General features: G+C 48.2%; 24 protein-coding genes and 1 tRNA gene. 19 read left to right on the top strand and 6 right to left on the bottom strand.

The features are described from left to right. Positions 1 to 14: 14 nt before the first annotated feature. Genes fmt through V4534_05475 form a run of 3 tightly spaced genes read left to right on the top strand, consistent with a single transcriptional unit; the run spans position 15 to position 4,445 of the window. Positions 15 to 968, top strand: coding sequence for a methionyl-tRNA formyltransferase (gene fmt, locus V4534_05485; GenBank protein ID MES2504313.1), 954 nt, complete (start codon positions 15 to 17; stop codon positions 966 to 968). A gap of 11 nt (positions 969 to 979) precedes the next feature. After that, complete coding sequence (locus tag V4534_05480) at positions 980 to 1,870, top strand: site-specific DNA-methyltransferase (GenBank protein ID MES2504312.1); 891 nt, start codon at positions 980 to 982, stop codon at positions 1,868 to 1,870. A 1-nt stretch (position 1,871) separates the two neighbouring features. Continuing rightward, entirely contained in the window at positions 1,872 to 4,445 is a 2,574-nt protein-coding gene (locus V4534_05475) for an ATP-binding protein (GenBank protein MES2504311.1), read from the top strand. Between the two features lie 90 nt (positions 4,446 to 4,535). On the opposite strand, the gene V4534_05470 is transcribed toward V4534_05475, so the two are convergent. The 3 genes from V4534_05470 to hemW all read right to left on the bottom strand — a co-directional run bounded on the left by V4534_05470 (position 4,536) and on the right by hemW (position 6,387). Continuing rightward, positions 4,536 to 4,922, bottom strand: a complete 387-nt coding sequence (locus V4534_05470; protein MES2504310.1) for a PIN domain-containing protein — start codon at positions 4,920 to 4,922, stop codon at positions 4,536 to 4,538. After that, the gene (locus tag V4534_05465; protein ID MES2504309.1) at positions 4,919 to 5,128 is read right to left on the bottom strand and encodes a type II toxin-antitoxin system VapB family antitoxin; all 210 of its coding nucleotides are present in this window, start codon (positions 5,126 to 5,128) and stop codon (positions 4,919 to 4,921) included. The genes V4534_05470 and V4534_05465 overlap by 4 nt, the downstream gene beginning before the upstream one ends. 101 nt (positions 5,129 to 5,229) lie before the next feature. Further along, positions 5,230 to 6,387, bottom strand: coding sequence for a radical SAM family heme chaperone HemW (gene hemW / locus V4534_05460; GenBank protein ID MES2504308.1), 1,158 nt, complete (start codon positions 6,385 to 6,387; stop codon positions 5,230 to 5,232). Positions 6,388 to 6,402: 15 nt separating this feature from the next. Here hemW and V4534_05455 point away from each other — a divergent pair, with 15 nt between their 5' ends. The 10 genes from V4534_05455 to V4534_05410 all read left to right on the top strand — a co-directional run bounded on the left by V4534_05455 (position 6,403) and on the right by V4534_05410 (position 15,419). Next, positions 6,403 to 7,233, top strand: a complete 831-nt coding sequence (locus V4534_05455; protein MES2504307.1) for a sigma-70 family RNA polymerase sigma factor — start codon at positions 6,403 to 6,405, stop codon at positions 7,231 to 7,233. A 16-nt stretch (positions 7,234 to 7,249) separates the two neighbouring features. Next, a complete protein-coding gene (locus tag V4534_05450; GenBank protein MES2504306.1) occupies positions 7,250 to 8,536 on the top strand; it encodes an aminotransferase class III-fold pyridoxal phosphate-dependent enzyme in 1,287 nt (428 codons plus the stop codon). 125 nt (positions 8,537 to 8,661) lie between these two features. Next, on the top strand, positions 8,662 to 9,537 hold the full coding sequence (locus tag V4534_05445) for a hypothetical protein (protein MES2504305.1): 876 nt from the start codon (positions 8,662 to 8,664) through the stop codon (positions 9,535 to 9,537). 416 nt (positions 9,538 to 9,953) lie between these two features. After that, positions 9,954 to 10,139 carry a hypothetical protein gene (locus V4534_05440; protein ID MES2504304.1) on the top strand — a complete coding sequence of 62 codons (186 nt, stop codon included), beginning with the start codon at positions 9,954 to 9,956 and terminating at the stop codon, positions 10,137 to 10,139. Positions 10,140 to 10,142: 3 nt separating this feature from the next. Next, positions 10,143 to 10,415: a hypothetical protein gene (locus tag V4534_05435; protein ID MES2504303.1), complete on the top strand. Its 273-nt coding sequence runs from the start codon at positions 10,143 to 10,145 to the stop codon at positions 10,413 to 10,415. A 106-nt stretch (positions 10,416 to 10,521) separates the two neighbouring features. Then, positions 10,522 to 10,971, top strand: a complete 450-nt coding sequence (locus V4534_05430) for a hypothetical protein (GenBank protein ID MES2504302.1) — start codon at positions 10,522 to 10,524, stop codon at positions 10,969 to 10,971. Between the two features lie 34 nt (positions 10,972 to 11,005). Next, complete coding sequence (locus V4534_05425) at positions 11,006 to 11,290, top strand: hypothetical protein (GenBank protein MES2504301.1); 285 nt, start codon at positions 11,006 to 11,008, stop codon at positions 11,288 to 11,290. 31 nt (positions 11,291 to 11,321) lie between these two features. Next, positions 11,322 to 12,155 carry a hypothetical protein gene (locus V4534_05420; protein ID MES2504300.1) on the top strand — a complete coding sequence of 278 codons (834 nt, stop codon included), beginning with the start codon at positions 11,322 to 11,324 and terminating at the stop codon, positions 12,153 to 12,155. 59 nt (positions 12,156 to 12,214) lie between these two features. After that, the gene (locus V4534_05415; GenBank protein ID MES2504299.1) at positions 12,215 to 14,026 is read left to right on the top strand and encodes an OTU domain-containing protein; all 1,812 of its coding nucleotides are present in this window, start codon (positions 12,215 to 12,217) and stop codon (positions 14,024 to 14,026) included. Between the two features lie 178 nt (positions 14,027 to 14,204). Further along, a complete protein-coding gene (locus V4534_05410; protein MES2504298.1) occupies positions 14,205 to 15,419 on the top strand; it encodes a hypothetical protein in 1,215 nt (404 codons plus the stop codon). 539 nt (positions 15,420 to 15,958) lie between these two features. Here the strand turns inward: V4534_05410 and rsgA are convergent. Continuing rightward, positions 15,959 to 16,777 (bottom strand): ribosome small subunit-dependent GTPase A, encoded by an 819-nt coding sequence (rsgA, locus tag V4534_05405; protein MES2504297.1) that lies wholly within the window; start codon positions 16,775 to 16,777, stop codon positions 15,959 to 15,961. A 90-nt stretch (positions 16,778 to 16,867) separates the two neighbouring features. Between rsgA and V4534_05400 the strand changes: the two genes are divergently transcribed. Beyond that, positions 16,868 to 17,140 (top strand): HU family DNA-binding protein, encoded by a 273-nt coding sequence (locus V4534_05400; GenBank protein MES2504296.1) that lies wholly within the window; start codon positions 16,868 to 16,870, stop codon positions 17,138 to 17,140. A gap of 48 nt (positions 17,141 to 17,188) precedes the next feature. On the opposite strand, the gene V4534_05395 is transcribed toward V4534_05400, so the two are convergent. Next, positions 17,189 to 17,264, bottom strand: a tRNA-Val gene (locus V4534_05395). A 51-nt stretch (positions 17,265 to 17,315) separates the two neighbouring features. On the opposite strand from V4534_05395, the gene V4534_05390 reads away from it, so the two are divergent. Both V4534_05390 and V4534_05385 read left to right on the top strand, forming a co-directional pair. After that, a complete protein-coding gene (locus V4534_05390; protein ID MES2504295.1) occupies positions 17,316 to 18,722 on the top strand; it encodes a hypothetical protein in 1,407 nt (468 codons plus the stop codon). A gap of 35 nt (positions 18,723 to 18,757) precedes the next feature. Beyond that, positions 18,758 to 19,408 carry a hypothetical protein gene (locus V4534_05385; protein ID MES2504294.1) on the top strand — a complete coding sequence of 217 codons (651 nt, stop codon included), beginning with the start codon at positions 18,758 to 18,760 and terminating at the stop codon, positions 19,406 to 19,408. A 17-nt stretch (positions 19,409 to 19,425) separates the two neighbouring features. Here the strand turns inward: V4534_05385 and speA are convergent, their stop codons facing one another. Then, positions 19,426 to 21,342 (bottom strand): biosynthetic arginine decarboxylase, encoded by a 1,917-nt coding sequence (gene speA, locus V4534_05380; protein ID MES2504293.1) that lies wholly within the window; start codon positions 21,340 to 21,342, stop codon positions 19,426 to 19,428. Positions 21,343 to 21,367: 25 nt separating this feature from the next. Between speA and V4534_05375 the strand changes: the two genes are divergently transcribed. From V4534_05375 to lpdA, 3 genes are read left to right on the top strand one after another with little or no spacing between them, the layout of a single operon-like run. Further along, a complete protein-coding gene (locus tag V4534_05375; GenBank protein ID MES2504292.1) occupies positions 21,368 to 23,056 on the top strand; it encodes a hypothetical protein in 1,689 nt (562 codons plus the stop codon). Beyond that, on the top strand, positions 23,034 to 23,204 hold the full coding sequence (rpmG, locus tag V4534_05370; protein MES2504291.1) for a 50S ribosomal protein L33: 171 nt from the start codon (positions 23,034 to 23,036) through the stop codon (positions 23,202 to 23,204). Before V4534_05375 ends, rpmG begins: the two co-directional genes overlap by 23 nt. A gap of 2 nt (positions 23,205 to 23,206) precedes the next feature. Continuing rightward, positions 23,207 to 24,589 (top strand): dihydrolipoyl dehydrogenase, encoded by a 1,383-nt coding sequence (lpdA, locus tag V4534_05365; GenBank protein MES2504290.1) that lies wholly within the window; start codon positions 23,207 to 23,209, stop codon positions 24,587 to 24,589. The last annotated feature ends 32 nt before the right edge of the window (positions 24,590 to 24,621 follow it).

Below are 24,621 nucleotides of genomic sequence, written 5' to 3'. Positions count from 1 at the left end.
AAAGGCCGTATTCCATGTCTAATTTAATTTTTTTTGGTACGCCTGATTTCGCAGTACCGAGTTTGCAGGCGCTGTATGAGTTTTGCCAAAAAAAAGGCGACCGCTTGCTCGGCGTTGTTTGCCAGCCAGATAAAGCGGCCGATAGAGGCCAAAAATTGCACGCGCCGGCCATTAAAACGTTGGCTGAGCAGCTTGGTTTGACGGTTTGGCAGCCTGAAAAAATGACGCCCGAATTTATTGACTGGTTTTTAAGCCAGAACGTCGATTTGGCGGTGGTCGTGGCTTATGGAAAGATTTTACCGAAGCGACTTTTGGATGCCTCGCGTCTTGGTTTCGTGAACGTGCATGGCTCGCTTTTGCCTAGATGGCGCGGTGCGGCACCGATTCAACGGGCGGTTGAAGCTGGCGATGGGGAGACTGGCGTTTGTATTATGAATTTAGTGCCTGAGATGGATGCGGGCGAGGTTTATCTAACGGCGAAGACGCCGATTGGTGTGCAAGAGACTTCGGGCGAGTTGTTTGAACGGTTGGCGCCATTTGGCGCGGATGCTTTGATTCAGGCATTGCCTGGGATTTTAAATGGGACGCTGGGTAAAATCCCGCAGCCTGAGGCAGGGGTTACGCATGCGCCTAAGGTGCGTAAGGACGAAGCGCTGATTGATTGGACGCTTTCGGCTGCGAAATTAGTGAATCATTGTCGGGCGATGGATCCTTGGCCCGGGAGTTATTCTCATTACCAAGGCAAGAAATTACGATTATTTGGGGGCGAAAGTCTGGATCCCGGCTCGGTGGCCGGGATGACAGCGGGAGCAGCCGGGCAAATTTTAATGCTGGGCGACAGATTAGTGATTGCGGTGAGAGATGGCGCGGTGGCTTTTTCTGAGGCGCAGCTGGAAGGACGGCGCAGAATGCCGATTAGAGATTTGATGAATGGATTTGAGATGCAAGTGAGTGAATACCTATGCTAACACCTTTGAGTATGAATCAGTGGGCAAAAGGGGAAGTTGAGCCTGTAGACTTGGGCAAAGAGTACGAGCCGATTGCGCGGCCTCTTTCTGTGCTTTCTCCCCCCGAAGCTGAAAACCTAATTTACCCGCTGCCTGACCAGCTTTATATGGGTGACAGCGTCGATATCATGCGTTCTTGGCCAAGCGCCCATTTTGACGCTTGCATCACCGACCCGCCGTATAATATCGCCAGAGACCGAAAAGGCCTTTCTTGGGCTTTTTCGTCCCATGTCACTTTGCAAGATGATTGGGACCGTTTCTCTAGCAGCGAATACGAGACTTTTACCGCTAATTGGCTTGCTGAAATTTGCCGCGTGACCAAACCCAATGGCAACATTTTCGTCTTCGGCAGCTATCATAATATTTATACGATGGGCGCCATCGCAGCTCGCATGGACTTGCGTGTTGTAAACAGCATTATTTGGGCTAAGCCAAACGCGCAGCCCAATATTACTTGCCGAATGTTCACTGAAAGCACCGAGCAAATTTTATGGCTTTGCAACAACACCAGCAAAAAAGCCAAAAAGTGGACTTATAATTATCAGCACATGAAAGAGCTCAATGGCGGGAAGCAAATGCGCAACTATTGGGAAATTCCGCTCACGCCTCAAAGAGAGCGCGTCCATGGCAAGCATCCTTCACAAAAACCTTTGCGCCTGATGGAAAGGCTCGTGCTCGCTGGCACGAATCCGGGCGATGCCGTTTTGGATTGTTTTGCAGGTTCGGGCTCCACTTTGCTGGCCTGCGACCGATTGGAAAGAAAATGGGTTGGCATTGAGCGAGACCCTGTTTACTGCGATATTGCCCACAAGCGATTGGATGAGGAACGAAGGCAACGTCGTTTATTTCCCGTGAGCCCGTAATATGGACAAAACCTCGCTGCCTGAACGACCAGATGCTGACGCATTGCTGGCAGCGATTAATACTCAACGCCGCCGACGAAAAGGGGGCAAGCTTCACCTCTACCTAGGCATGGCGCCTGGTGTTGGCAAAACCTTTGCCATGTTGATGGCCGCCAGAGATGCCTTAGCGGAAGGTCAAAATGTTGCCGTAGGCCTGGTGGAAACCCACGGCCGCGTGGAAACGCAGAAGCTGTTAGAAGGCCTAGAAATCATCCCGCGCCAAAAAATCCAATACCGCGGGATTGAGCTCGAAGAAATGGATTTGGATGCCATTTTACTGCGCAAACCTAAGATTGTGTTGGTAGATGAGTTAGCCCACACCAACATCCCCGGCAGCAGGCATCAAAAGCGGTGGCAAGACGTCTTTGAGCTGCTCGATGCTGGCATTGATGTTTACTCCACTTTAAATGTTCAGCATTTGGAATCCCGCAAAGAATCGGTCGAGCAAATTGCGCAAATTACCGTTCGTGAGACGGTTCCGGATTCCGTGCTGGATAGAGCGTTTCAAATTCGCTTAATCGATTTATCTCCTACCGACCTATTGAAGCGCCTCAAAGAAGGCAAGGTCTACCTGGGAGACAAGGCCGAGCATGCCTCAAAAAACTTTTTTCAAGAAGAAAAACTGACTGCCCTGCGTGAAATCGCGCTGAGATTAGCAGCAGAAAAAGTTGACACCGACCTGCAAACCTTTACCGCCACCCGGGAAGGTAAAACACCTTGGCAGGCCGTTGAGCGCCTGATGGTTGCAGTTGATTACCGGAGAGAGGCTGGCGATTTAATTCGCTCCACGCGGCGATTGGCGTTTAACTTAGAAGGCCCTTGGATTGCAGTGCATGTGGATACTGGCCGCCTGGTTTCCAAACAGCGTCAGACGATGCTTGCAGCCAACCTGGAACTTGCCAGAAGCTTGGGTGGTGAAGTCATTACCGTGTCTGACACGCATGTAGCGGATGCGCTGATTCGCTTAGCTCGCCAGCGCAATGTTAGTCAAATCGTTGTCGGCAAATCCAAACGTCATTGGCTGCGCAATACTTTGCGTGAACTGGTGTACGAGCAAGATGATATCAATATTTTGGTTCTGGGAAGTTTGGTCAAATCGGACAAAGAATCCTATTGGCGCGGTCTGTTTCAAAAAAGGGCAGCGGTTTCAGAATATGTCCGTAATTTTTGGTTCATTTTGCTGCTTACGCTGCCGGTAGCGTTTTTTCATTCGGAGCTGATGTACTTGGTGGCCATTGCCCTTTTGTGCCTATCAAGCTCACTCGGACCGCTTATTTTAGCCGCCAGCATTGCCAGTGTGATGACCTACTATTTGCAGTTCGGTCAGTTTCTATTCGCATCAATCAGCTATTTTGCATTGGCTGCTGTGGGCGGAAGTTTAAGCACTCGGCTGAGATTAAGCAGAGAGCTTTTGAACGAGCGTGAAGAGCGCTCCAGCATGCTTTACGAGCTGATTCGAGATATTTCGTCGATTCCCAATCGAGAAGAAATGCTGGCAGCCGTTGAAGCCCGAGTGGGAACTTTCTTAAAAGGCCAATGCGGTGTTTGCCTGAGACGGAGAGATGACTCTTTAAGGCCTCTTCTGCCGGATGCCGAATTAGGCGTGGCCAAATGGGTTTTAGAAAATCAAAAGCCTGCTGGTTGGTCGACCGACACCCTCTCCGGCGCTAAGGCGTTGTATATGCCTTTGACTGGGCACACGGAAACTTTGGGTGTGTTGATTTTTAAGCCCAAAGAGACAGGTTTATTATTAGAAGCGGACCGAAATCTATTGCAGACAGTTTGCAAACAGCTTGCCTTATCTTTAGAAAAAGAGCTGTTTAGAGAGCGTTCTCAGGAAACCGAGCGGCTGCAAGAAGTAAACCAGCTGCACAAATCGATTTTAAGCTTCATGTCGGACGAGCTTCGAAGCCCGCTGTCGGTGATTGTGCAAGCAGTAGCGATTATGTCCGATAGAGACAGCTCGATATTAGAAAACCGTCGCATTGAGATGGGCCTTCATTTGCTCAATGCCACAGAAAAACTGGGCCTTGTGATCGATAATCTGCTGACGATTTCCAGGTTGTCCGTTGGGATTTTCCCACTGAGACGCGTTCTTTGTGATCCGGCGCGTTTGATTCAGCTTGCCAGAGAGCATTTGAAGCGGACTTTAGAGAATTATCAAATCAAGTTGACCATCGAGCCTGATTTGCCGCACATCTATGTAGACGTGGCGCTATGTGAGCAAGCCGTGACGAATATTCTCCTCAACGCTTGCCAATATACCCCAGAGGGCGGACTTATTCGCATTGATATCCGCACGATTGAATCAGACGTGCAAATCGCTGTGCTGGATCAAGGCCCGGGCGTGCCAACAGAATACTTGGGCAGAGTGTTCGATAAATTCTACCGCTATCCAGGCTCCAAAGGCCAAGGCGCCGGTATTGGGCTAGCAATCGCCAAAGGTGTCGTGCGGGCGCATGAAGGTAAAATCATGGTTGCCAACGTTAAAAACGCTGGCGCTTGCTTTACGATTATATTGCCGGCGGCGAAATAATGGCGTTGTGCATGGCCCAGCTCAAGGCTGGGATGAGACAAAGTGACACCTATGTGTCATCCCGGGCTTGACCCGGGATCCAGATCTACTTTAAAAATTAAAAATCTTTAGCGAAGTAAAACGCGAGATAAAATCAAAATCTCGATCTCGGTGCCAGACTGGGATTTTCGCTCCGATTGCTAAAGCGGCGATTAAACAGTCAGTAGATGAGCGTATTGTGTAACCCTTTTCGCGTCCTAGTCGGTAGATCTCAGAGGCAAATAGGTAGTCTTCGAGTTTGATCGAATTTGCAATCAAAGGAAACGCCAGCAGGGCTTCTCTAATAGACATATGCGCGCGGTCTTCTCTGATGCCTTGCAAAATTTCTTGGACTACGGGCGGGCACAACATAATCTGTGAAAGGAGTTCCTGGGAAATATGATAAGAATTATTTTTTGAAAATAAATGAATCCAAATCGAAGTATCAACCAAAATCATGGTTGAACAACCTTGTCTTCTCTCATTTCTTCGAGCTTTCCTGACCATACGTCTGTTCCAAAGTGGCTGGTAATACTTCGGATTTTAAAGGTTTTTACTGCCTCAGCTAAGGCTTTATTTACTACGTCTGAATAAGTCTTTAAACCAAACAGAATCGTGGCATCGTGGAGCAATTTTTCGTCAAGCACAAGATTTGTACGTTTCATGTGTATATTGTGCCTGATTTGTTAAAAATAGGCAAATTGCTGAAGCAGAATGGGAACTGGACCCCGGCGGGGTGCGGGGGTGACAAAGCGAGACCTATATGTCATCCCGGGCTTGACCCGGGATCCAGGCTTAAAATCTCCCGTGCCACGGCATCAGCAAAACGAGCGCCCAACTGGGTCATGTGAACACACTGTCCTCTTTGCTTCAACCAACCTTGGTCGATTAATTTAATCACCAGCGGTTCAAACCCCAGAGGTAGCTTCGTTTGATGCTTCTGGGACAAACCATCTGGCCAAATCCCCGCCTGCATATCTCGAATCCCGAACGCGAGTGCCTCCAGCAGCGCTTCGTTTTGACTCAGCCTCTCTTCTTTAAAAGATGCTTCGCCTGCTTTTTTTTGCCAGTCTTGCAAAAGCGCATGCGTATGCCGCCTAGTGATGGTTCCATCCGCATGCATGAGCATCGAATGCGCGCCTGGCCCTAAGCCTAGGTAGCTGCCCTTAGACCAGTAGATGCGATTGTGTTGACTTTCATGCCCCGGCATCGCGTAACTCGAAACTTCGTATTGCTCGTACCCGAGCGTAGGTAGCCGCGCTTGCATCTCTATATACGCGTCTACCTGCGCATCTTCGCAGGGTGCTTGCAAACGACCTTTTTTTATCAGGCGATCCAGGGGCGTCAGGTTTTCAACCGTGAGTAAATAGACGCTCAAGTGGCCTATCTTTTGCTCTGCGAGCCAGCTGGTGGCACTTTGTGTGCTTTCACTGGCCACGCCTACAATCAAATCCACCGATATACGCTCAAAACCAGCTGCTTTCGCATCCAAAATCGCTTGTTTCGCTTGCTCGGACCGATGCTTGCGCCCCAGATATTTCAATATGGGGTCTTCAAAGCTTTGAACACCTAGGCTTAGGCGGTTAACACCGGCCCGTCTAATTTCTGCCAGATATTGCGGCGATAGATCTTCTGGGTTTGCTTCCAAGGTAATTTCGCCCGCTTTGGGGCCCAGGGCGGTAATTAGCGCCCCAATTTGCGCCGGTGATAGCAAACTTGGCGTTCCACCGCCAAAATAAATGGTCTGCGGCTCACCAGGCGCCTCATGTTTTCTGGCTTCCCATTCCAATAAAACGTTTTCATGAAATTGCTGTGTATTTTTACCTATTTCGAAATAAAAATCGCAGTAAATACAACGTCTTCTGCAAAAAGGCACATGAATATAGATGCCAAATTTCTCTAAATTATTGTATACTGAAAACACTAAAGGGATGTTTTCATGTTGATACGAAAAAGCAAGCCAGGACCGCAGGCGCAAGACGAGGAAATCCAGCCTGAAAAGGATCTCGCGGATGCGGCGTTGCTTTTAAGCCTGATTGACGCGGGAACATTGCGAACAGACAAGCCGCTTTTCACCAAAACTGCCAGCTCTCAGCGCCTGGGCATTGAAGACGAGTATGAATTGGCCCGACGTATCCAAATATGGGGTGATGTGGATGCCCGTAATGCTTTGGTCATGGCTAATGTGGGCTTGGTGCATATGATTGTGGGTCAAATGCTGCGGCCAGGCTATAAATATGAAGACCTCTTGCAAGAGGGTACCTTGGGGCTTATCCGCGCGACTGAAACTTTTCAGGCTGACAGAAATATTCGATTCTCCACTTACGGCGTATTTTGGATTCGGGCAAAGATCCAGCGATTCATTCAAACGCATGAAAAAGACGATAAACCTGCCATGGGCCCGCCCAAAGAAGATGCCGCGGGCAACAAGCAGACCATTCGGGCGCGAACCATTAGCATCGACAAAATGGCTTCGGCGGAAGAGGGCTATTCCGTTGGCGATACCTTAAGTTCGGATTTGGAGAATCCCGAAGAGGTTGCGCTGCGGCTTGAAAAAGCATCAACGATTAAAAATATTTTGGCCGGCATTGTGAGAGAGTTGAACAACCCTCATATGAAGGTCATTTTGGAAAAGCGTATCTTAGCCGAGGATCCCGAAACCTTGGAAGAGTTGGGCGCAAGCCTGCATATCTCTCGAGAAAGCTGCCGCCTGTTAGAAAGTAAGATGCTTAAATTAGCCAAAGAGCAGCTTGTTAATTGGCGCGCTTAAGATTAGAAATTACGTCATGACTCCTGCCGATGCCTTAATCTCCCGTCAGCGAAAACATCTATTTTACCCCTGGAGCGTTCAATCGACCGCCAAGCCGATTAGCTTAGACGGAGCAAAAGGCGTCTATCTAAAGAGCCTAGATGGCCAGCCGGTGCTGGATTTCAACAGCGCCATTTTCAATGCCAACTTAGGTCACGCCCATTCTGGCATTCAAAAAGCCATGATGGCTGCATGCGCTGACCCTAAGGTTGGACATCCTGCACTATTAGACGAGCAGAAAGCCCGCTTGGGTGAAAATCTAGCGCGCATTGCCCCAGGCGATTTAAATAAAACCTTTCTCACCATGGGCGGCGCTGAAGCCAATGAGAATGCCATCAAAATAGCCCGCCTGGTCACTGGCCGGCACAAGGTTATGACTCGATATCGATCTTATCATGGCGCGACTTTGGCCACGATTGGATACAGCGGTGACTATAGACGCATTCCTTTTGACAACACGGTCACAGGTGTGGTCCGTTTTCCTGATCCCTATCCCAGAGGCTCAGGGCAGGTGATAGACACCGTTCGCCTATTAGAAGAGATGATCGAAATCGAAGGCCCTGAAACCATCGCCTGTATACTATTAGAGGGTGTTACTGGCGCCAACGGTGTTTTTATACCCCCGCGCGATTATTGGAAACGCATTCGAGAGCTCTGTGACCGCTTCGGCATTTTGCTCATCGCCGATGAAGTTATGAGCGGCTTTGGCCGAACTGGCAAATGGTTTGCCGTAGACCACTTTGGCGTTGTCCCAGACATGATTACTATCGGCAAAGGCTTAACCGGTGGTTACGCCCCTTTGGCGGGCGTGATCGTAAGCGATGCCATCGCCAATAAATTCGAACACGAAATGCTTTGGTGCGGCCTAACCCACTACGCCCACCCCTTTTGCTGCGCGGTCGCCAATGCAGCGATCGAAGCCTATGAATCCGAAGGTTTATTGGAAAATGCCCACCAAAGAGGCCTAGAGCTCAAATCACTATTGGAAAAGATGCAAAAAGCGAATCCCAATATCGCAGAAGTTCGCTCCATCGGTCTGTTAGCTGCCATCGATTTGAAAGACTTCGTCAGCTACAGAGCAACCGGCGCGGAGCTTGCCAAAGCGTCCAAACTACAAACCCTGCTATGGGATGCCGGCGTATACTGCACCGTCCGTTTTGGCATGCTGGTGTTAGCGCCCCCATTATGTATAACCCAGCATGAGTTGGAAGAGGGCCTAAAACGCATCTCTCTTGTGCTTAGAGATTTGGCGGATATCGAATAAGACCGCGAATCATCAACCGAACCAGAAACGGTCAACATTTAATAACTTTTCATTTTTCGATATGCCATAACTGCCCATAGTTATTGACAGATGAAAACCTTGTTGTGTAGTTAATGCTCTAACTTTTGGAAAAATCTATTATGAACAAAAATATTCGCACCATGCTTTTGACGTCCGGCATCTTAATCTGCATCGGTTGCGGTAAAGGCGCAGTGACTCCAGATTCACTTCCGGCTACATCGGAGTCAAGCGGCGAACCTTTTGGGGTGCCAACTGAGCCAACCATGCCAACTGAGGCGGTCGAACGAACTGACATTAATGCCGATGAAGAACAACTTAGGCAATATCGACAGGCTGCGATCACGCAGATGCCTTTAAGAAAGCTGGGTTACAGCCTTTTAGATTTGTCGATGCTTTACAGAGACGCTTTAAGGACGGCTGAAAAAGTTAACTCTAGCAGCGAAAGGGGTATGGTTTCTAAGGCAAAGAAAGAAGTGCCTGCGAGAATGCAAATTGAGATATGCCAAGCACGTAAAGAAATTAAAAAACGTAATTTCAAAGCTGCCATAGAGGCGATAGATGCTGCTACGGAAATATTCTTGCACTCCATCGGAGATGATGAAGAATATCTTAAGATTTGGGCTCGCGGAAAACTTGTAGTGGCGGATGACTATTACTCACGGCTTGAGGAGATAGTGGAAAAAATTAGGGCTAGTAAAGAAGGGGGTATATCTTCTAGGGCAAAGGAAGAAGCATTTGCGAGAATGCACATTGCGATAGGTAAAGCACGTGAAGCGTTTAACAAGGGTGACTTCGAAGCTACTATATTGTCGGCAGACGCTGTTAGAAATATATTCTACGAGGCCAGCTACCACCCGGCCGGTCTAGTTGAAGAATCTAATATGCTGGAAGGGCACGATGTTGTCTGCGAAGTATTCCCTGTGCTGTGCAAGCCCATGCCCAATATTGCTAACCTAACCAAAATCTGTGAAATCCCTTGATAAAATAAACAATAAACTACACTTAGCCGCCAGGGTCTAAGTTTCGATTGTGATAAATTAAAAGAAATTTTATGCATTTAGTTTGCATGAAATCATAAATTGCTATTTTAACTATGTCAGTTTATTTCCAGAGCCAAGCTTTTATGATGAAATGAGCATGTTTAAGCTTGTTCTCCTACTAAGTCTTATTTCTTCGATGGCAATGTCTCAAAATCGCACAGCGGCAGCCGGTGACGAGGGCTTGCCAAAGCATCCAAACTACAAACCCTGCTATGGGATGCCGGCGTATATTGCACCGTCCGCTTCGGCATGCTGGTGTTAGCGCCCCCATTATGTATAACCCAGGATGAGTTGGAAGAAGGTCCTAAACGTATAGCTCTTGTGCTTCAGGATTTACCCAGCTAATAAGGCAACATATGAAACTATTATTTTGCCTCACAAGCCTATTAATGCTGACCGCTTGCGGAGAAATGGCGCCAATTGACCAAATCGCTCATCAGCACGCTCACGGCGACCATACTGGCTGTAAGCATAACGACGAAGAACATAGCGAAGAGCATGGTCACGACCACCACCACCCTCACGCTCACGGCCATAATTAGTCTATGAAAGTGCTTCTATTTATGACTTTAATCCTGGGAAACCAGGTTTTGGCTCAAAATCGGACTGATGAGTTGCCCGACGGGCTGGCTGATCTGAGAGGACCAGGCGGTTCCTTGGTGGCCGTCGACCCACACGAAGGTGGGGAGCCCGCAACGCAAGTGGTCATAGCGCCAGGCACGCAGCCACACCTACAAAGTCCAACATTGGCGCCCACGATACTAATCACTCAATATGGCTCGCTAGGATTCGGTTCATCGGGTAGCACGGCTAATTAGGTATTTGATCGCTAACGATTGATTTATACACTATGCGCATTAGTGTTTGACAGCCGATTAAATCTTGATATAGAGCAGGTCTCAAAATAGTTTTAAGGAACAACATATGAAGAAGAATAAGTTTTCTATTTTATTGGCAATCTCTTTTTTGGCTTGCGTCGGATGTGGCGGCAAACAGTCGCCAGAGTTGCTAACTATTGCCGCAGCGCAGTCTGATGCTCAGTCTGAAGGCCAATTGGGTCTTCCTGTAAACGATGGCAAAGTTGAGATGCCTTCTGATGCACCTGTTATTGCTGAACAAATTTTGACCATTAAAGAGTTAAACAAGCAATTGGAACTTCTTGACGCTGAGGGCTACCGGCTCGAATCATTGCCAGCCGGAATTCAGTCGAGTGTTGCATTCCATGTAGCTAATGGCGCTCAGTTGGCTGAGATGTTGACGAATGACGAGCGGTTCGACTCTACCCAGGGGAAACTAGTAATTTTGGATGCAGAGTTCGCCCGTATAGCTCGAAATTCTCCAAAATCAGCCGGTCTCTTGCGATGGATTGAATAGGTTATTCTTAAGCTGTTTTTGGTGGAGATTTTAAATGCGTATTTTATTGAATATTATTTTTGTATTAGTTTTTTTGGTTTCTTTTGGTTCGCCGGTTTTTGCTTTCAATCTTGATGCTTTGCGAGAGCATATTGTTGACGAAGCAACGGCGTCACAGGATGCTCTTGAAGCGACACCTGCTGAAGATGTGCAACCTGGCAACTCGATTGGTTCGGTGACATATATTGTTGCTGGCGGGGGGCTGGCAATTGCTGTGGTGCTGCAGCAGCTTTATTCGCGTGGACTTAAGGCGGCTGCTTTGGATGCAACAGTCCGTTAATTGGTTGAATTGGGAAGGGTTGGGAGTATTTATGAACAAATTTAATTTAGTTGTATTGTGTGTTCTTTTTTCGGTTTCGAGCTTAGCTGGTTTTAAAGCACCGTCTTTGTTTAATACGATTTCTTTGGGGATCGGTTCGTTACTGAGCCGAAACGGTGGTGGACAGCCTCCTAAAAAGCCGGTGAATCCTCGATTCACCGATGAGGCGGCCCGCGCTGGTAAGAAGAAGAGTGTAAGAAAACTTTCAGGTCAAAATGCAGTTCAGTTGTTGCAAACGATGCAGACAAATTTGGCAAGTTTACAGGCTGCAACCAGCTTGGAAGTCGCTCAGCCTTTCTATGATCATTTGGTTGATGCCTATGAAGAGTATGTAGAAATGATCGCTCGCAGTGGTCTTCGTTCTGGCAACGGCCTAACTCAAGCCCAAGAGTTCATGCTTGCAGCCGATGCAGCATATTCTGGTGTCATGAGGGACGTAGATTTTTCTCCGCAAAATCGTGCGACGGCTCGCAATGCGGAGAGAATTCTTGCTACGTTTCGTGACAGTGCTGATTTTGCCCAACCTAATTTTTTCGCCGAAGATGACGTAGCACCAGCAAGGCCTTCCTTGGGCAGTCGTGTCGTGGTGGCAGTCCATGAGGCAATCCATGATGTGAGAATACAAATGGCGGATTTGACTGACCAAGTTCGTGGATTGAGCAGACGACAGGCATCTGCGGCGCAAGGCCCTGCTCCCGCTGGTCATCCTGACAATGTGTTTGACGAAGCTCCTGCCCCCATTGTTGATGGCGATGAAGCGCTTCTATCAAGTGATGATGACAATGATGACGCGGATGCAAACCCAGGTGATAACCAAGAGCTATAACTCTTACTAACGAAGTGGCCCGTTCGGGCCTCTTTTAATATTTAAGATAAATAAATTATATGAATAAAATTGTTTTTGCGTTTTTGGTTTTGATAGCGTCTCTAAATTCCTTCGCTGTTACAGCAGAAGAAGTTAACCAGCGGTATAGCTTGCTGAAGAATCTATATCCTAACGGCAACTGTCCTGCAAATGAATTGGAAGCCCTCTATTCCCTTTACAGAGACTATTTGTTTTCCCTAAAGCCAATTAAGATGCCTCATATCCTGCAGATGGGTCAACGGTTGAGCAGGTTAGCGCAAGGAAATCCTTCGCGCGCGGATGAGTTCGTCAGTCGATTTACTCGTGAGCATGAAGCCAGGTCCTTAGCTGCTAGAGCCCGGTCTGTTAGATTCGTTGAATCTTCGATGGCGGCTACTGCTAATAGACCTTTGATGCAGAGTATGGCTCCAGGGTTTTTCTTGAGTTTCGATTCTCAGACCTCCCCCGATCAGAGATGGAATGTGCTTTTAAATGCCCATAAGTCTATCTCAAAATCAAAAGCTGCGAAAAACGTTCTTCGGCGGCGCGTATTGGCAAAAGTGCTTCATACTATTGCTGATAGCGAGTTTCGGACTCAACAGGCTTTGGAGTTGGATCCTAGTAACGGTTCCGCGTCCGAAATCGCTGAACACTTGATCAATTGGCTGGGGGAAATTTTTGCGGAACTTCGCTCTCAGAAAAAATACACTGAAGATACTGAAAATATCGACGCGCTGAAAACAGCCTATCAATTATGGAGTACCATATCTCATTACGCAGCGGTTACTGGTAATCAGGGGTTGCTTGAGGGTTTGAAATTGATTCGCCTTACGTTTGAGGAAAGCGCCGGGGCGCAACAACGCATTGGACGCGCCCAAAGTCATTGCATGGCGAGAGCCGGCTCAGTCGTTGGAAGCAGACAGGGTTCCACCGTACCTGGAATGACGCCAATGCAAATCGTTGCGAGAGGTGCTTATGTGTTGGATCAATCAAATCAGCCTAGTGGTTCTCGCGCTCGCGGCCAAGAACGTACGGAAGTAGAGGATGAGGTTATAGATAGCGCTAGGGAGTCTATCAGTGCCATCCGTACTGCTCAGATCGGGGGCGAGATATTCGACGTTGTATCCAATTGGGTCGCGGACGATGGTGACTGTGCCTACCATTCTCTGAACATATCTCGCGCCGATTTTCTGCGGCAAGTTATGAACATTATGGACTTTCAAACTCCATCTTCTCAAACACTGGCTCGAGTTTTTACGGGTAATGGGGTTAACTATAACAATTGGGTTCATTCAATGGCAAATGGCCCAAATTTATATGCTTCAGAATTGGAACTTACTCTTTGGGCTCATCTTAACCAGACGCAGGTACACGTGCTAACGATTCAAGGTGGCATCTTCGTAGGAAATACCGAAAATGTTTTCGGACCAGCGAATGCTGCAAATCATGTTTATTTGGGGTATGTTAATACTCGGATCAGTGATGTTGCTAACCATTATATCCGATTACATTTAACTCGACGTCGAAATGTCTTAAATGTACCTGCCCAAGAATCTTCTAATCCTAATCATCCACGTCCACGGAGAGACGATGATGATGAAAATGACCGTGGTGGTGCTGGTACTTCAGGTCGGACACGTCCTCCTTTGGGCAGGCGGGTTAATGATGCCAAGCCGGCAAGTGGTGGTGAGGAGAGAGACCCCAAAGAGCATCGTACTGAAGGGCAACGCCGTGCAACAGGCGCTAATGATTATGCCAGTGCCTTGAAGGAAATAGCTATTCCCGCATCTGTGAAAACACTTGTAGGGCGCACTCGACTGCTGAATCGGTTTACCGCTCCAGCTAGCTTCTAGTTAGTTTTACAGCTGGATCTTATAGGGCTCCTCTTGTTTAGAGGGGCTTTTTTTGTGTGCTATTGCTTGCTTTTTAACTTTACTATGTTACTATCCCGGCATTGAACCAGTATTAAGTGTATGTTTATTCGGATTCTGAAGAAGCATTAAGCTGGGATTCAGAATCAGAGGTTTCATTGTGAATTTTGTAAAATATATAATTTTTGTTGCTATTTCCTCTTTCTCTTGGGCTGATGAATTTGACCTCGAAAAGGCTAATTGTGCCATTGAAGTAATTACTACAACTGAGTCTATTTCTAGCGATGCTACTTTAAGACTTGTTCAAGATGGATTGAGTTATCTGAGTGCGAATTTAAGGTTTTTAAACAGTGCAGATTTGGGGAACGCGGAAACTGCGATTGCACGTGCTCAGTTGTTAATTAATGACTATCATTCGACAGGTTCTGCGATAGTCGGCCCGCGGAGGTCGGGTCAATCGATTACTGAAGCTCAAGCTGTGATGGTTAAAAGGGCTCGAGACATTTTAGCTTTTATTAAGAGTCGTACGGATAAGAAAACTAACGAGACGCTCATTATATTACATTATGTTCAATTTTTGGATTTGCTTAAAGCCTTAAAGTTAGATTCATTTGACGAAGACGTGATTAACGGTTTAAGGAATGAAAGTACCCAAATTGTTCCATTGCAAAAATTATTGAGTCGCGGTCCGCGTGTTAGGATATCCCCTAGAAGTGCGCCTAGGCCAAATGTTGGTCGAAGAGCATCTATGCCCTCAAACTCTTTGATTGGGCCTTCGGATATGATCCCTCGGGGGCTAGCTGCGCCCAAGCCGAGCGGTCAAAGTAATATAATGCTCCCAGACTCTGGGGCGACATTGATTAACGGTCGGCGTAGGTCAGCCCCCAGAAGTGCGCCTGGTTTACATGTTAATAATCAAATTTCCAACTTGATATCTTTAGGAGCCAATCCAGAGTCTGACGTTGCAAGAGACGACCTGCAGCAGATAGCGAGCCAACATGGAGTGGTCATAGTTGTGCTAGTATGGCGAGATGGCGGTTGGGTGGAGCTATATCGGGTAGGTGAAGAAGGAGAAGAACTTTTTGTTTACCTAACTAGAGTAAATGACACTGACTGCTACCCTTCTTTTTACCGGGGCCCTCATAACCCGCCCCCTCCTCCTGGAGGAGCAGGCGCTGCTGGTGGTGGGGCAGGTAATGCCAGCGGTTCAAGCGATGGCTACGATCCGAATGGGGCGGCGGCTCCAGATGAACCGGCACCACGTGCAGCAAAGCAGCATCGTCCAGAAGGTGGCGGTAAACGACATAATGCAAATTTACTACCAACGGCCGTGAAAGCATTGCTGAATCGGTTTACCGTTCCAACTAGCTTCTAGTTAGTTTTACAGCTGGATCTTATAGGGCTCCTCTTATAGAGGGGCTTTTTTTATGCAAAAATTATTGTTCGTAATTAGTATAATTTGCCTGAGCTTTACTTGCTACGGAGGCACTCCGATTACAGCGCATCGGGATAAACATTTGCAAGTTGGGAGAGGGTACCTAGAGGGGACAAGGGGCCGGGTGGAGGTAAACCGCCGGGGAAAGGTGGAGGCTCTCCTACTCATAGTTGTACTTGCACTGAAGAGCTAAATAGCTTGCTTGCTCGTCTTTTACTTTACTTGGATCAATTGGGATGTGCCGATCTGAATTATGATGAGGCAACTTCGATTTATCATGCGATCTGTGCCCTGGGTCAGACAGATGCAATGTTTACTTGTTATGATTTACCGTTCCTTGCAAGAAATCCGCACGGCATAGATGTAGGTTCATTGCTTCAACGGATTAGAGAGTTAGTAATTTCGGGTGCTCAGATTTTTAAATCACTTCATACATAGTTGGGTCAACGCGCTTTTATGTTGAAATCCAAATGGGCTCCTCACACGGTCCCGTGCTGGGTCTTGAAATCTAAATAGCGCTGGTAGACTTTTGGGTCTGCGTATTCTCGAATAGCGCAGCCAGGGTCAGTTAAATGTTTGCAGTTTCTAAACCTGCAAGGTCTGTCCATTAAATTTTCGAAACCGGGGAAATACCTGGCTAGCTCTTCGGCATTTAAATCGACTGGCGTGAAGTCTCTGACGCCTGGGCTGTCGATGAGCTCGCCGCCGCCTGGGAGGTCTAAGAGTAAGGAACCGGAGGTTGTGTGGCGGCCCTGTTCGCTGTGTTCGCTTAAGGAGCCGACTTTTTGAGCGGCGTCGGGGATTAGGTGATTGATGAGCGTGCTTTTGCCGGCGCCGGAGACGCCGACGAAGATGTAACGAGCGGGTTTGAGGAAAGTTTTAAGCTCGGTGACGCCTGCCAAAACGGGCACGCTGTTTTGGTAGATAGATTTAATATTGCCGAAAAAATCGCCGGATTCTGATTTGTCGAGTTTGGTGACCAAAATAAACGGCTCTATGCCTACCGATCTGCACGAAACAATAATTTGATCGATGAAGTAATTCGGTGTTTTCGGAGTGTAGGAAATTACAATACCGACGTAGTTTAGGTTAGCGGCAATAACTTGATTGCCGAAGGGTGTTTTTCGGATCAGTTCGTTTTCTCGGTCTAAGCGCGTTAGGCGGCCGTCTGTCACCTGCACTTTGTCGCCGACGACATGCCCTGAATTTCGTGAAATTTTGATGCGTGATAGCTCTCCAGACGGCGCCTGAACCAGCACTTCTACACCAAAATGCGCTTTAATTTTGCTTAAAATCATGTTTTTTGTTGACCTTTGATCTCATATCAGACAACAAATAGGCTAGCAAAAGCCAAATTGGGCTTTTTAAAAAAATGAAAAGGATGAACCATGACAAAGACTGAACTTGTCGATTTCGTATGTAAAAACCAAAGCGGCCTAACCAAAAAAGCTGGCTCTGAAATTATTGATTCCGTGTTCGAAGCTATGCAACACAGCATCAAGAAAGATCAAAAGTTTGCTTACCCAGGTTTCGGTACATTTGTTTTGCGCTCTCGCAAAGCAAGAACTGGCCGTGACCCACGTACAGGCGCAGAGATCAAAATCAAAGCTTCCCGTACTGTTGGTTTCAAACCAGCTCGTGCATTCAAAGATCAGCTGTAATAAAAACCAAAAAGCCTTTCGATTTATTTCTCGAAAGGCTTTTTTTATTGGTGGTCCCGACTGGACTCGAACCAGTGACCTCCACCTTGTAAGGGTGGCACTCTACCAACTGAGTTACAAGACCACACTGCTAACCCACTTGTCCTCTATGCTATAAAAGAACAGTTTGCGCAATATGGACGTTCAAAAAGCTTCTGAAGTTTTGCGAAAATCGATAAAAACGCCGAAAAATCCGATGACTATCGCGGATGCTGCGAGCGATACCGGCCTTTCTTTTGCCGAAGTTGACCGCGGATTGATGTCTTTGGTGAGCGAATTTCGTGGCGAATTAATCCCAACCGAAAAAGGTGAGCTGCTTTTTAGATTTCCTTTTGGCTTTAGTAAGCCTTGGGAAAGAAAGGAGGCTTTTGACGTTGCTTGGTCCCGGATAAAACGTAGCGTTTTGGGGGTTGCCAAGTTTGTTGTTAGGGCGTGGATTACCATTGTGATGGTCGCTTATGTTGCGATCTTTGCGGCAATTCTCATAGCGCTTGCGTTTGCGCAAAAATCCGATCGGGACGATCGCGGGTCTTCTTTTGGCAACTCGTTGATGCTGCATTCGTTGCTGCGGGTGATTTCTGATTCATTGTTTTGGACATTTCATCCATTTTCGCCCTATCGCATTCAAAAAGCGCAGCGTGGGTACGGGCAGAGAGGCCCGGCGTTTTACGAAAAAGTTAATCGCTTCTTTTTTGGGCCACAGGAAATTCCTACAGATCCATTGGAAGCTAAGAAGTTGGTATTGGAAGAAATTCGTGCACAGAAAGGCCGTATTGGGATGCTCGATGTGCTTAAAGTTACCGGCATGACCAGGGAACAAGCGGATCCATTTTTAGCTTCGCTCATGCTTGAGTATAACGGTGATGTGCATGTGTCTGACTTCGGGGGCATCACTTATTCTTTTCCTGAGCTGCGCAAAACTACCAGTGATGCTTTTCGAAGTAATGCCAAAGCGCCCTCTTGGCTGCGTTCTAAAACATTGGCGCCACTTACTGGCAACGAAACGAGCTCGAATGTTTTGATTGCTGGTTTGAACGGCTTTAATTTATTTATGAGTTTGGTGGCTATTGAAAATAATTGGACGCTTGAGCATTTGCGATATCTATTGTCGGGGATTCCGCCGCATCTGATTCCAGATACCGGGGCGCCTTTAATTTTGGGCTGGATTCCGTTTTGGTTTTCGGTGGTGCTCTTTGCGCTGCCAGTGATGAGGCTTTTCACAAGACCCGCAAAACAAAAAGAATTGGATCGCGACAACGGTAGACGCGGCATGTTGTGGGCGATTCTGAGCAATCTAACGCCTCGAGGAATTTCGGAGCGCATTTTAAAATCGGGTTGGCAGGGCCTTGCGCAGAAAGAGCCGTCTTCGCAAGAGTTGACACGCGAAGTGGTAAAACTCGGTGGTGATTTGGACCTCGATACCCAAACGGCAGAAATGACCTATCGATTCAAAAGTCTTGAGCTTGAAGTTTCGGCGCTGGAAAAAGAACGAGCGAGGGCAGGGGCCTTTGAGCGTGATGTTGGCGCTCAGATTCAATTCTAACCGTCCAAAATAGCGGGCTGGCGCGTAGATTCTGTATGCCCATCACGCCAGCGCTGCAAATCTCAACGCCTCCCCATACGCCGCATCTACCTTACGGGGAAAGCTCGCCCGTGACCTTTCGCACACCGGCGCACTCACCAGTCGAGGAGCAGATTATCCATTCTTTGGAAAATTCGGTCGAGATAGCACGGGATACGCTGCACATAGGCCAAAGGACCTCGGCCGAACTCGATATTCAGCAGGAGCAAATCGAGCGCATGGTGGGCAAGGTGAGCGCGATTGATAAGCAAATGGAGAAATCGGAAACCACGGTCGAGAAGATGGCATCATTGACCGGCCATGGATTATGGTATCGATTTAAAAAGGCCCTTTGCTGTTGCACCGCCGATACGGTGGATAAAGGCATCCGAAAGCACCGCGAACAGCTGCATAAAGAAGAAGAGATATTAAGGCAGGATGCGGTGAAGAGCCCGCCACCCGTTTTGGTAGTTACCGTGCCGGAAAGCGATGAAGATCGGCTGATGAGGCAACTGTCTAGTCAGCTGACTGAACTCAAAGAAAATGCGCTGCACATGAATCACCAGTTAGTGCATCACAACACCTTGCTCGATGTGGTCAACGAGGGTGTCGTGAAGTCCAAGCAACACGCTCGAGTAGTCACTCGAAAAGAAGAGAAGGTGACCTGATGCCGGTTAAGCGTGGATCAGTCGATATCTTCTAGATAGGTGTAGCCAGCAAGGCCTTCTTCGTAACGTTTCATGAGTTTGGCGGACTCTTCGAAAGTGATATCGCCTTCTCGAACAGCAGATTCAGCCATGTTGCGGATGCGTTTTAGCAGATCCAGGCGATCATACTCCACATAGCTTAGCACTTCACTAACTGTGTCGCCTTGGACCACGTGATCCAGGCGGTATTTACCGTCGGCTCGTAAGGAAACATGGACGGCATTGGTGTCGCCGAACAGATTGTGCAAATCGCCCAAAATTTCTTGGTAGGCGCCGACTAGAAATGCGCCAAGGTAATAGGGCTTGCCGTTGGATTGATGCAGTCTAAGTGTTGCTTTAACGTCCTGAAGGTCGATAAATTGATCGAGCTTGCCATCGGAATCGCAGGTCAAATCAGCTAAGATGGCTTCGCGAGTGGGCTCTTCATCTAAACGATGGATGGGCGCGATCGGAAAGAGATGCCCCACGGCCCAGGAATCGGGGAGGGACTGAAAGATAGAAAAATTGCAGTAGTAAGTGTCGCTGAGTTTTTTCTCCAGACCTTTGAGATCTTCGGGAATAAAGCTTTTTTCTTGCAGCATCCCTTGTTGGATACGCTCGCAGGTTGCCCAGTAGAGATCGTCGATCTTGGCTTTGGTTTCTAGGTCAATGACGCCATGGCTAAACAGTGTGACACTTTCTTCTTTGGCTGCTTGGATGTCGTTGTAAGCCTCTTGAAACCTTTTGCTGGCCACAGACTGGTAAGCTTCCCACATGGAGTGCAAAACACCGTGCTCTTCTTCTGAAGGGCTTTCGAAGTCCTTGCGGATATGGCCGGTCATTTCATTGACACCCAGCACGTTGAAAACCAACATCGCGTGATGCGCGACCAGCGCTCTGCCTGATTCCGACACGATGGTCGGGTGAGGCATATCATTTTCGTCGCAGATTTCTTGCACGGTGGCGATAATGTCGTTGGCGTACTCTTGGGTAGAGTAATTCATCGATGAGTGAAAGTCGCTGCGGCTACCGTCATAATCGACTGCTAAGCCGCCACCGATATCAATGTGAGACAGCATGTTGCAGCCCATGCGGCGCAAGTTGCAATACAGATGCGCTGCTTCACGCGTGGCGTTCTTGATGGACCTGATGGAGGTGATTTGCGAGCCAATGTGGAAGTGGACCAGCTCTAAGCAATCCAGCATATTTTCTTTTTTAAGCAGTTGAACGGCTTCGACCATTTCCCTGGCAGTTAAGCCAAACTTGCTGCGATCTCCTGAACTGTCCTCCCAGCGGCCTTTGCCTTTGGTGGATAGCTTCGCACGCATGCCAATGTGCGGGATGACTTCCCGTTGTTTCGAGATGGCAATGATTTGCGGCAACTCGGCAAAACGGTCTAAAATTAAGAAAGGTCTAAGGCCTAGTCTCTGGGCGTCTAAAGCAATTTCGATGTACTCGCTATCTTTGTAGCCGTTGCAAAGCAGCAAGGAATCGGCGTCATCGAGTAAGGCCATGGCGACCAGCAGCTCAGGCTTGGACCCTGATTCAAGGCCTAGCCCGTAAGGCTTGCCGTGGCGCACCAGTTCTTCGACCACGTGACGTTGCTGGTTGACTTTAATCGGTAAAACACCGCGATATTGAGCTTGATAGCCGTACTCTTCGATGCTTTTTCTAAAGGCGTCCGAGATGACTTGAACGCGACTGCCTAAAATATCGTTGAAGCGCACAAGTAGAGGCGGTTGAATGCCGCGGCGGCATAAGTCATCGACTAATTCTTTCAAGTCGATAGGAAACTCACCTTTGCCGGTTGGATCGCAGGTTAAATGTCCCTTATTGTTGCTTGAAAAGTAGGGCGCACCCCAACGGGAAATCAGGTATTGTTCCAAGCTATTCTGTATGGTCCATTTGCTTTCCAACTCGCACCTCGTATATATTTAATACATGTTTAACCAAAAGACTGCTTACTTGATTGGGTTGCTGTCGTTAGTTGGACATGGCTTGTGGGCTGTTCAAAACGCTCAGTTCTTCCCGTTTCAAGACCTTCGTCCAGGAATGAGGGGCATAGGGTACACAGTTTTCTCAAGTTTAAAAGGGATTGAGACCTTCGATGTCGAGATCCTGGGTAGGATGGAAAACTACGTCGGTCCCGCTCAGGATTTGATTATCGCCCGCGTCGTCGGTGGCCCTTTTGAGAAATCCAGTGTTGTGGCGGGCATGAGTGGAAGCCCAGTGTATGTAGATGGCAAATTAATCGGTGCTTTATCTTATGCTTTTGGCAACTTTACCAAAGATGCCATCGCGGGCATCACGCCCATTGCCAATATGGTGAATAAAACAGGTGGCATGCAACCCATCGATACGGGTAACCAGATGAGGCCAATTGCGTTGCCTTTGGTTGCGAGCGGCCTTTCGCCTCTGGTAGCAAAAAGCTACGCGAGCGAGCTTAGCCGGCGCGGATTTGGAAAGCCCATTGCGGGTGCCGGTGGTTTTGGTTCAAGTTCCCAAAATACAGAAAAGTTAGTAGCCGGCGGGCCATTTGCGGCGATCTTAGTTAGCGGGGACATGAATCTGTCTGCCCTGGGGACAGTCACTTGGACCAATGGCAATGAATTCGTCGCTTTAGGCCATCCATTTTTGCAAAACGGGGTAAGCGAACTCCCGGTGGCCGGCGCATATGTGGTCACCACAGTTTTTGGTCAGCAGGAGCCCTATAAGATGGGCCAGCCAACGGGAATCGTGGGTGTGCTGGAAAGCGATCGCAGCTCCGGCGTGCATGGCTTTACCGGTTTAAAACCCAGGATGATGCCTTTGGAAGTTAAGATTAACGGCAAGACCTGGAAGTATCAAATCGCGCGAACGGTGCGAGATACGCCTTTTTTGGCATCTCTGGCCATTAGCAATAGCTTGGCCATGGCGATGGAGCACGAGTTGGGCGGCACCTATGAGCTGGATGTTTCAGCCCGCTTGAGTTCAGGGGACGATGTTCGCTACCGCCGCATGTTATCGGCTTCAGGTCAGCCGATTGAAGTGGGTGCAGTGGCGACTTTTTTAGAGCCGTTATTTATGCTGCAAGATCAAGATTTTAAAAAGATCGAGTTCAACGCCATTACAGCCAATATTAAGCATACAGATGATGTAAAAAATATTCGTCTCATCGGACTGAGTTTGGGCGAAGAGCCTCAAGGTGGCCAGGATTTGGAAGTGGTATTGTATGCACAACCTTGGAAACAAAGCGCCAAAAAATACAGGGGTGTTATGAAATGGCCGGCGCTTAATTGGACAGGCAATTACCAAGTTTTGGCGCTCGATCGCTTAGGGGCGATGGCCTTAGAAAGGGAAGTGGGCATTTCGGCGGAAGTGACCAGTTATGCAGACATTTTGGACCAAATCAGAACGATGCCCACTGACACCCAAGTATGCCTTTATGCGAAACAACAAACTTCCGTGAATCATGTATTAGGCTACAACTTGACGGATTTGCCTATTAGCTTTAAAGAAACTCTGACAGATATGGCCGCAGGGACCGAAGTCTTGTTTAACTCACGCGCAGTGCGCTTGGGCTGCATGGATCTGGGTGCTGTGGTTACGGGGAAGGTTTTAAAAAGTTATGGCGAAAAAAGGCAATCGTGAGCTAATCAAGCTCGAATCAACTGCTGGCACTGGATTTTTCTACGTTAGCCAGAAAAATAAGAACAATACAAAAGAAAAACTTCTTTTGAAAAAGTACGATCCAAAAGTACAACGGCACGTTGATTTTAAAGAAGTTAAGCTGAAATAAGCATGACATACACATACGACTTGGTGGTCCTGGGCTCAGGTCCAGGAGGTTATGTGGCGGCTGCCCGGGCATCGTCCTTGGGTTTGAAAGTCGCAATTGTTGAAAAAGATCCGGCTTTAGGTGGCACTTGCTTGCACCGCGGCTGTATCCCTACCAAAGCATTGCTGCATGCAGCGGATGTCTACTCGGAGCTCAAGGAAGCGCCTCAAATCGGTATTTCCGTGGAAGGCGTACGCGTAGAGTGGGACAAAGTCCAAAAATATAAATCCCGAATCGTAAACACCAACGCTGGCGGCGTGGCTCATTTAATGAAGTCCCGCAAGGTAGAAGTGGTTCAAGGATTCGGCAAGCTTACCGGCCCGAACGAAGTTCAGGTGGGCGATAAAAAGCTTTCCACCAAAAACATTTTAATCGCAGTAGGCTCAACCCCTAGAGCTTTGCCTTTTGCGCCGTTTTCTCAGCGTGTTTTAAGCTCCGACACGGTGCTTGATTTGGCTGAGATTCCCGGATCGCTAGTGATCATTGGTGGCGGCGTTATTGGTTTAGAGTTCGCGTCAGTCTTTAGCCGAATGGGCTCGCAAGTGACCATTTTGGAAGCGTTGCCGAGAGTGCTTGCGCCCGCTGATCCGGACTGTTCCAAAGAGTTAACCACTCAGCTTGAAGCAGCTGGCGTGAAAATCCATACCAATGTCCAAGTGAAAGCCATTGCTACCAAAGGTAAAAGCGCGAAGACCACCTATCAAACCGCCAGCGGTGAACAGGTGGAGGTAAGCGCGGACTACGTTTTGGTGAGTGTGGGTAGGGCGCCGCTCACCAGCGAAATTGGTATCGACAAAACGAAAGCTCAGCTTGAAAAGGGCTTTGTGAAAGTTAATGGCTTCATGCAGTCGGATGAACCAAGCGTTTACGCCATTGGCGATTGCGTCAATACGCCTTGGCTGGCGCACATCGCATCCGCCGAAGGCATCTTGGCCGCGGGTCATATGGCAGGCCAAAAGGTAACTGCGATCAACTACGATCACACGCCTTCCTGCGTGTATGTAGATCCGCCGGTCGCGTGGTCGGGTCTGACCGAAGAAGAAGCCAAAAAGCGTGGCTACGAAGTAAAAATCGGCCGTTTTGATTTCGCCAGAAGCGGCAAAGCGTCTATTTTGGGCAAGAAACGCGGCTTTATTAAGTTCGTCACAGATGCCAAATACGGCGAAATCTTAGGCGTCCATATTATCGGCCCCGATGCCACGGAACTATTAGCAGAGCCATCCTTCGCCATGCAAATGGAAGCAACGATCGATGATATCGCCAGCACCATTCACGCCCACCCGACGCTATATGAGGCCATCTACGAAGCGGCCGCCGCCACAGTAGGTAAAGCAATCCACGGTTAAGCCATATCCCGTCATCCCGGGCTCGACCCGGG

This window comes from Myxococcota bacterium, assembly GCA_040387835.1.
Lineage (GTDB): Bacteria > Myxococcota > UBA727 > UBA727 > JABDBI01 > JAZKCZ01.
Note: the sequence above shows the minus strand (reverse complement) of the source record. Positions and strands in the feature narration are given on the sequence as shown.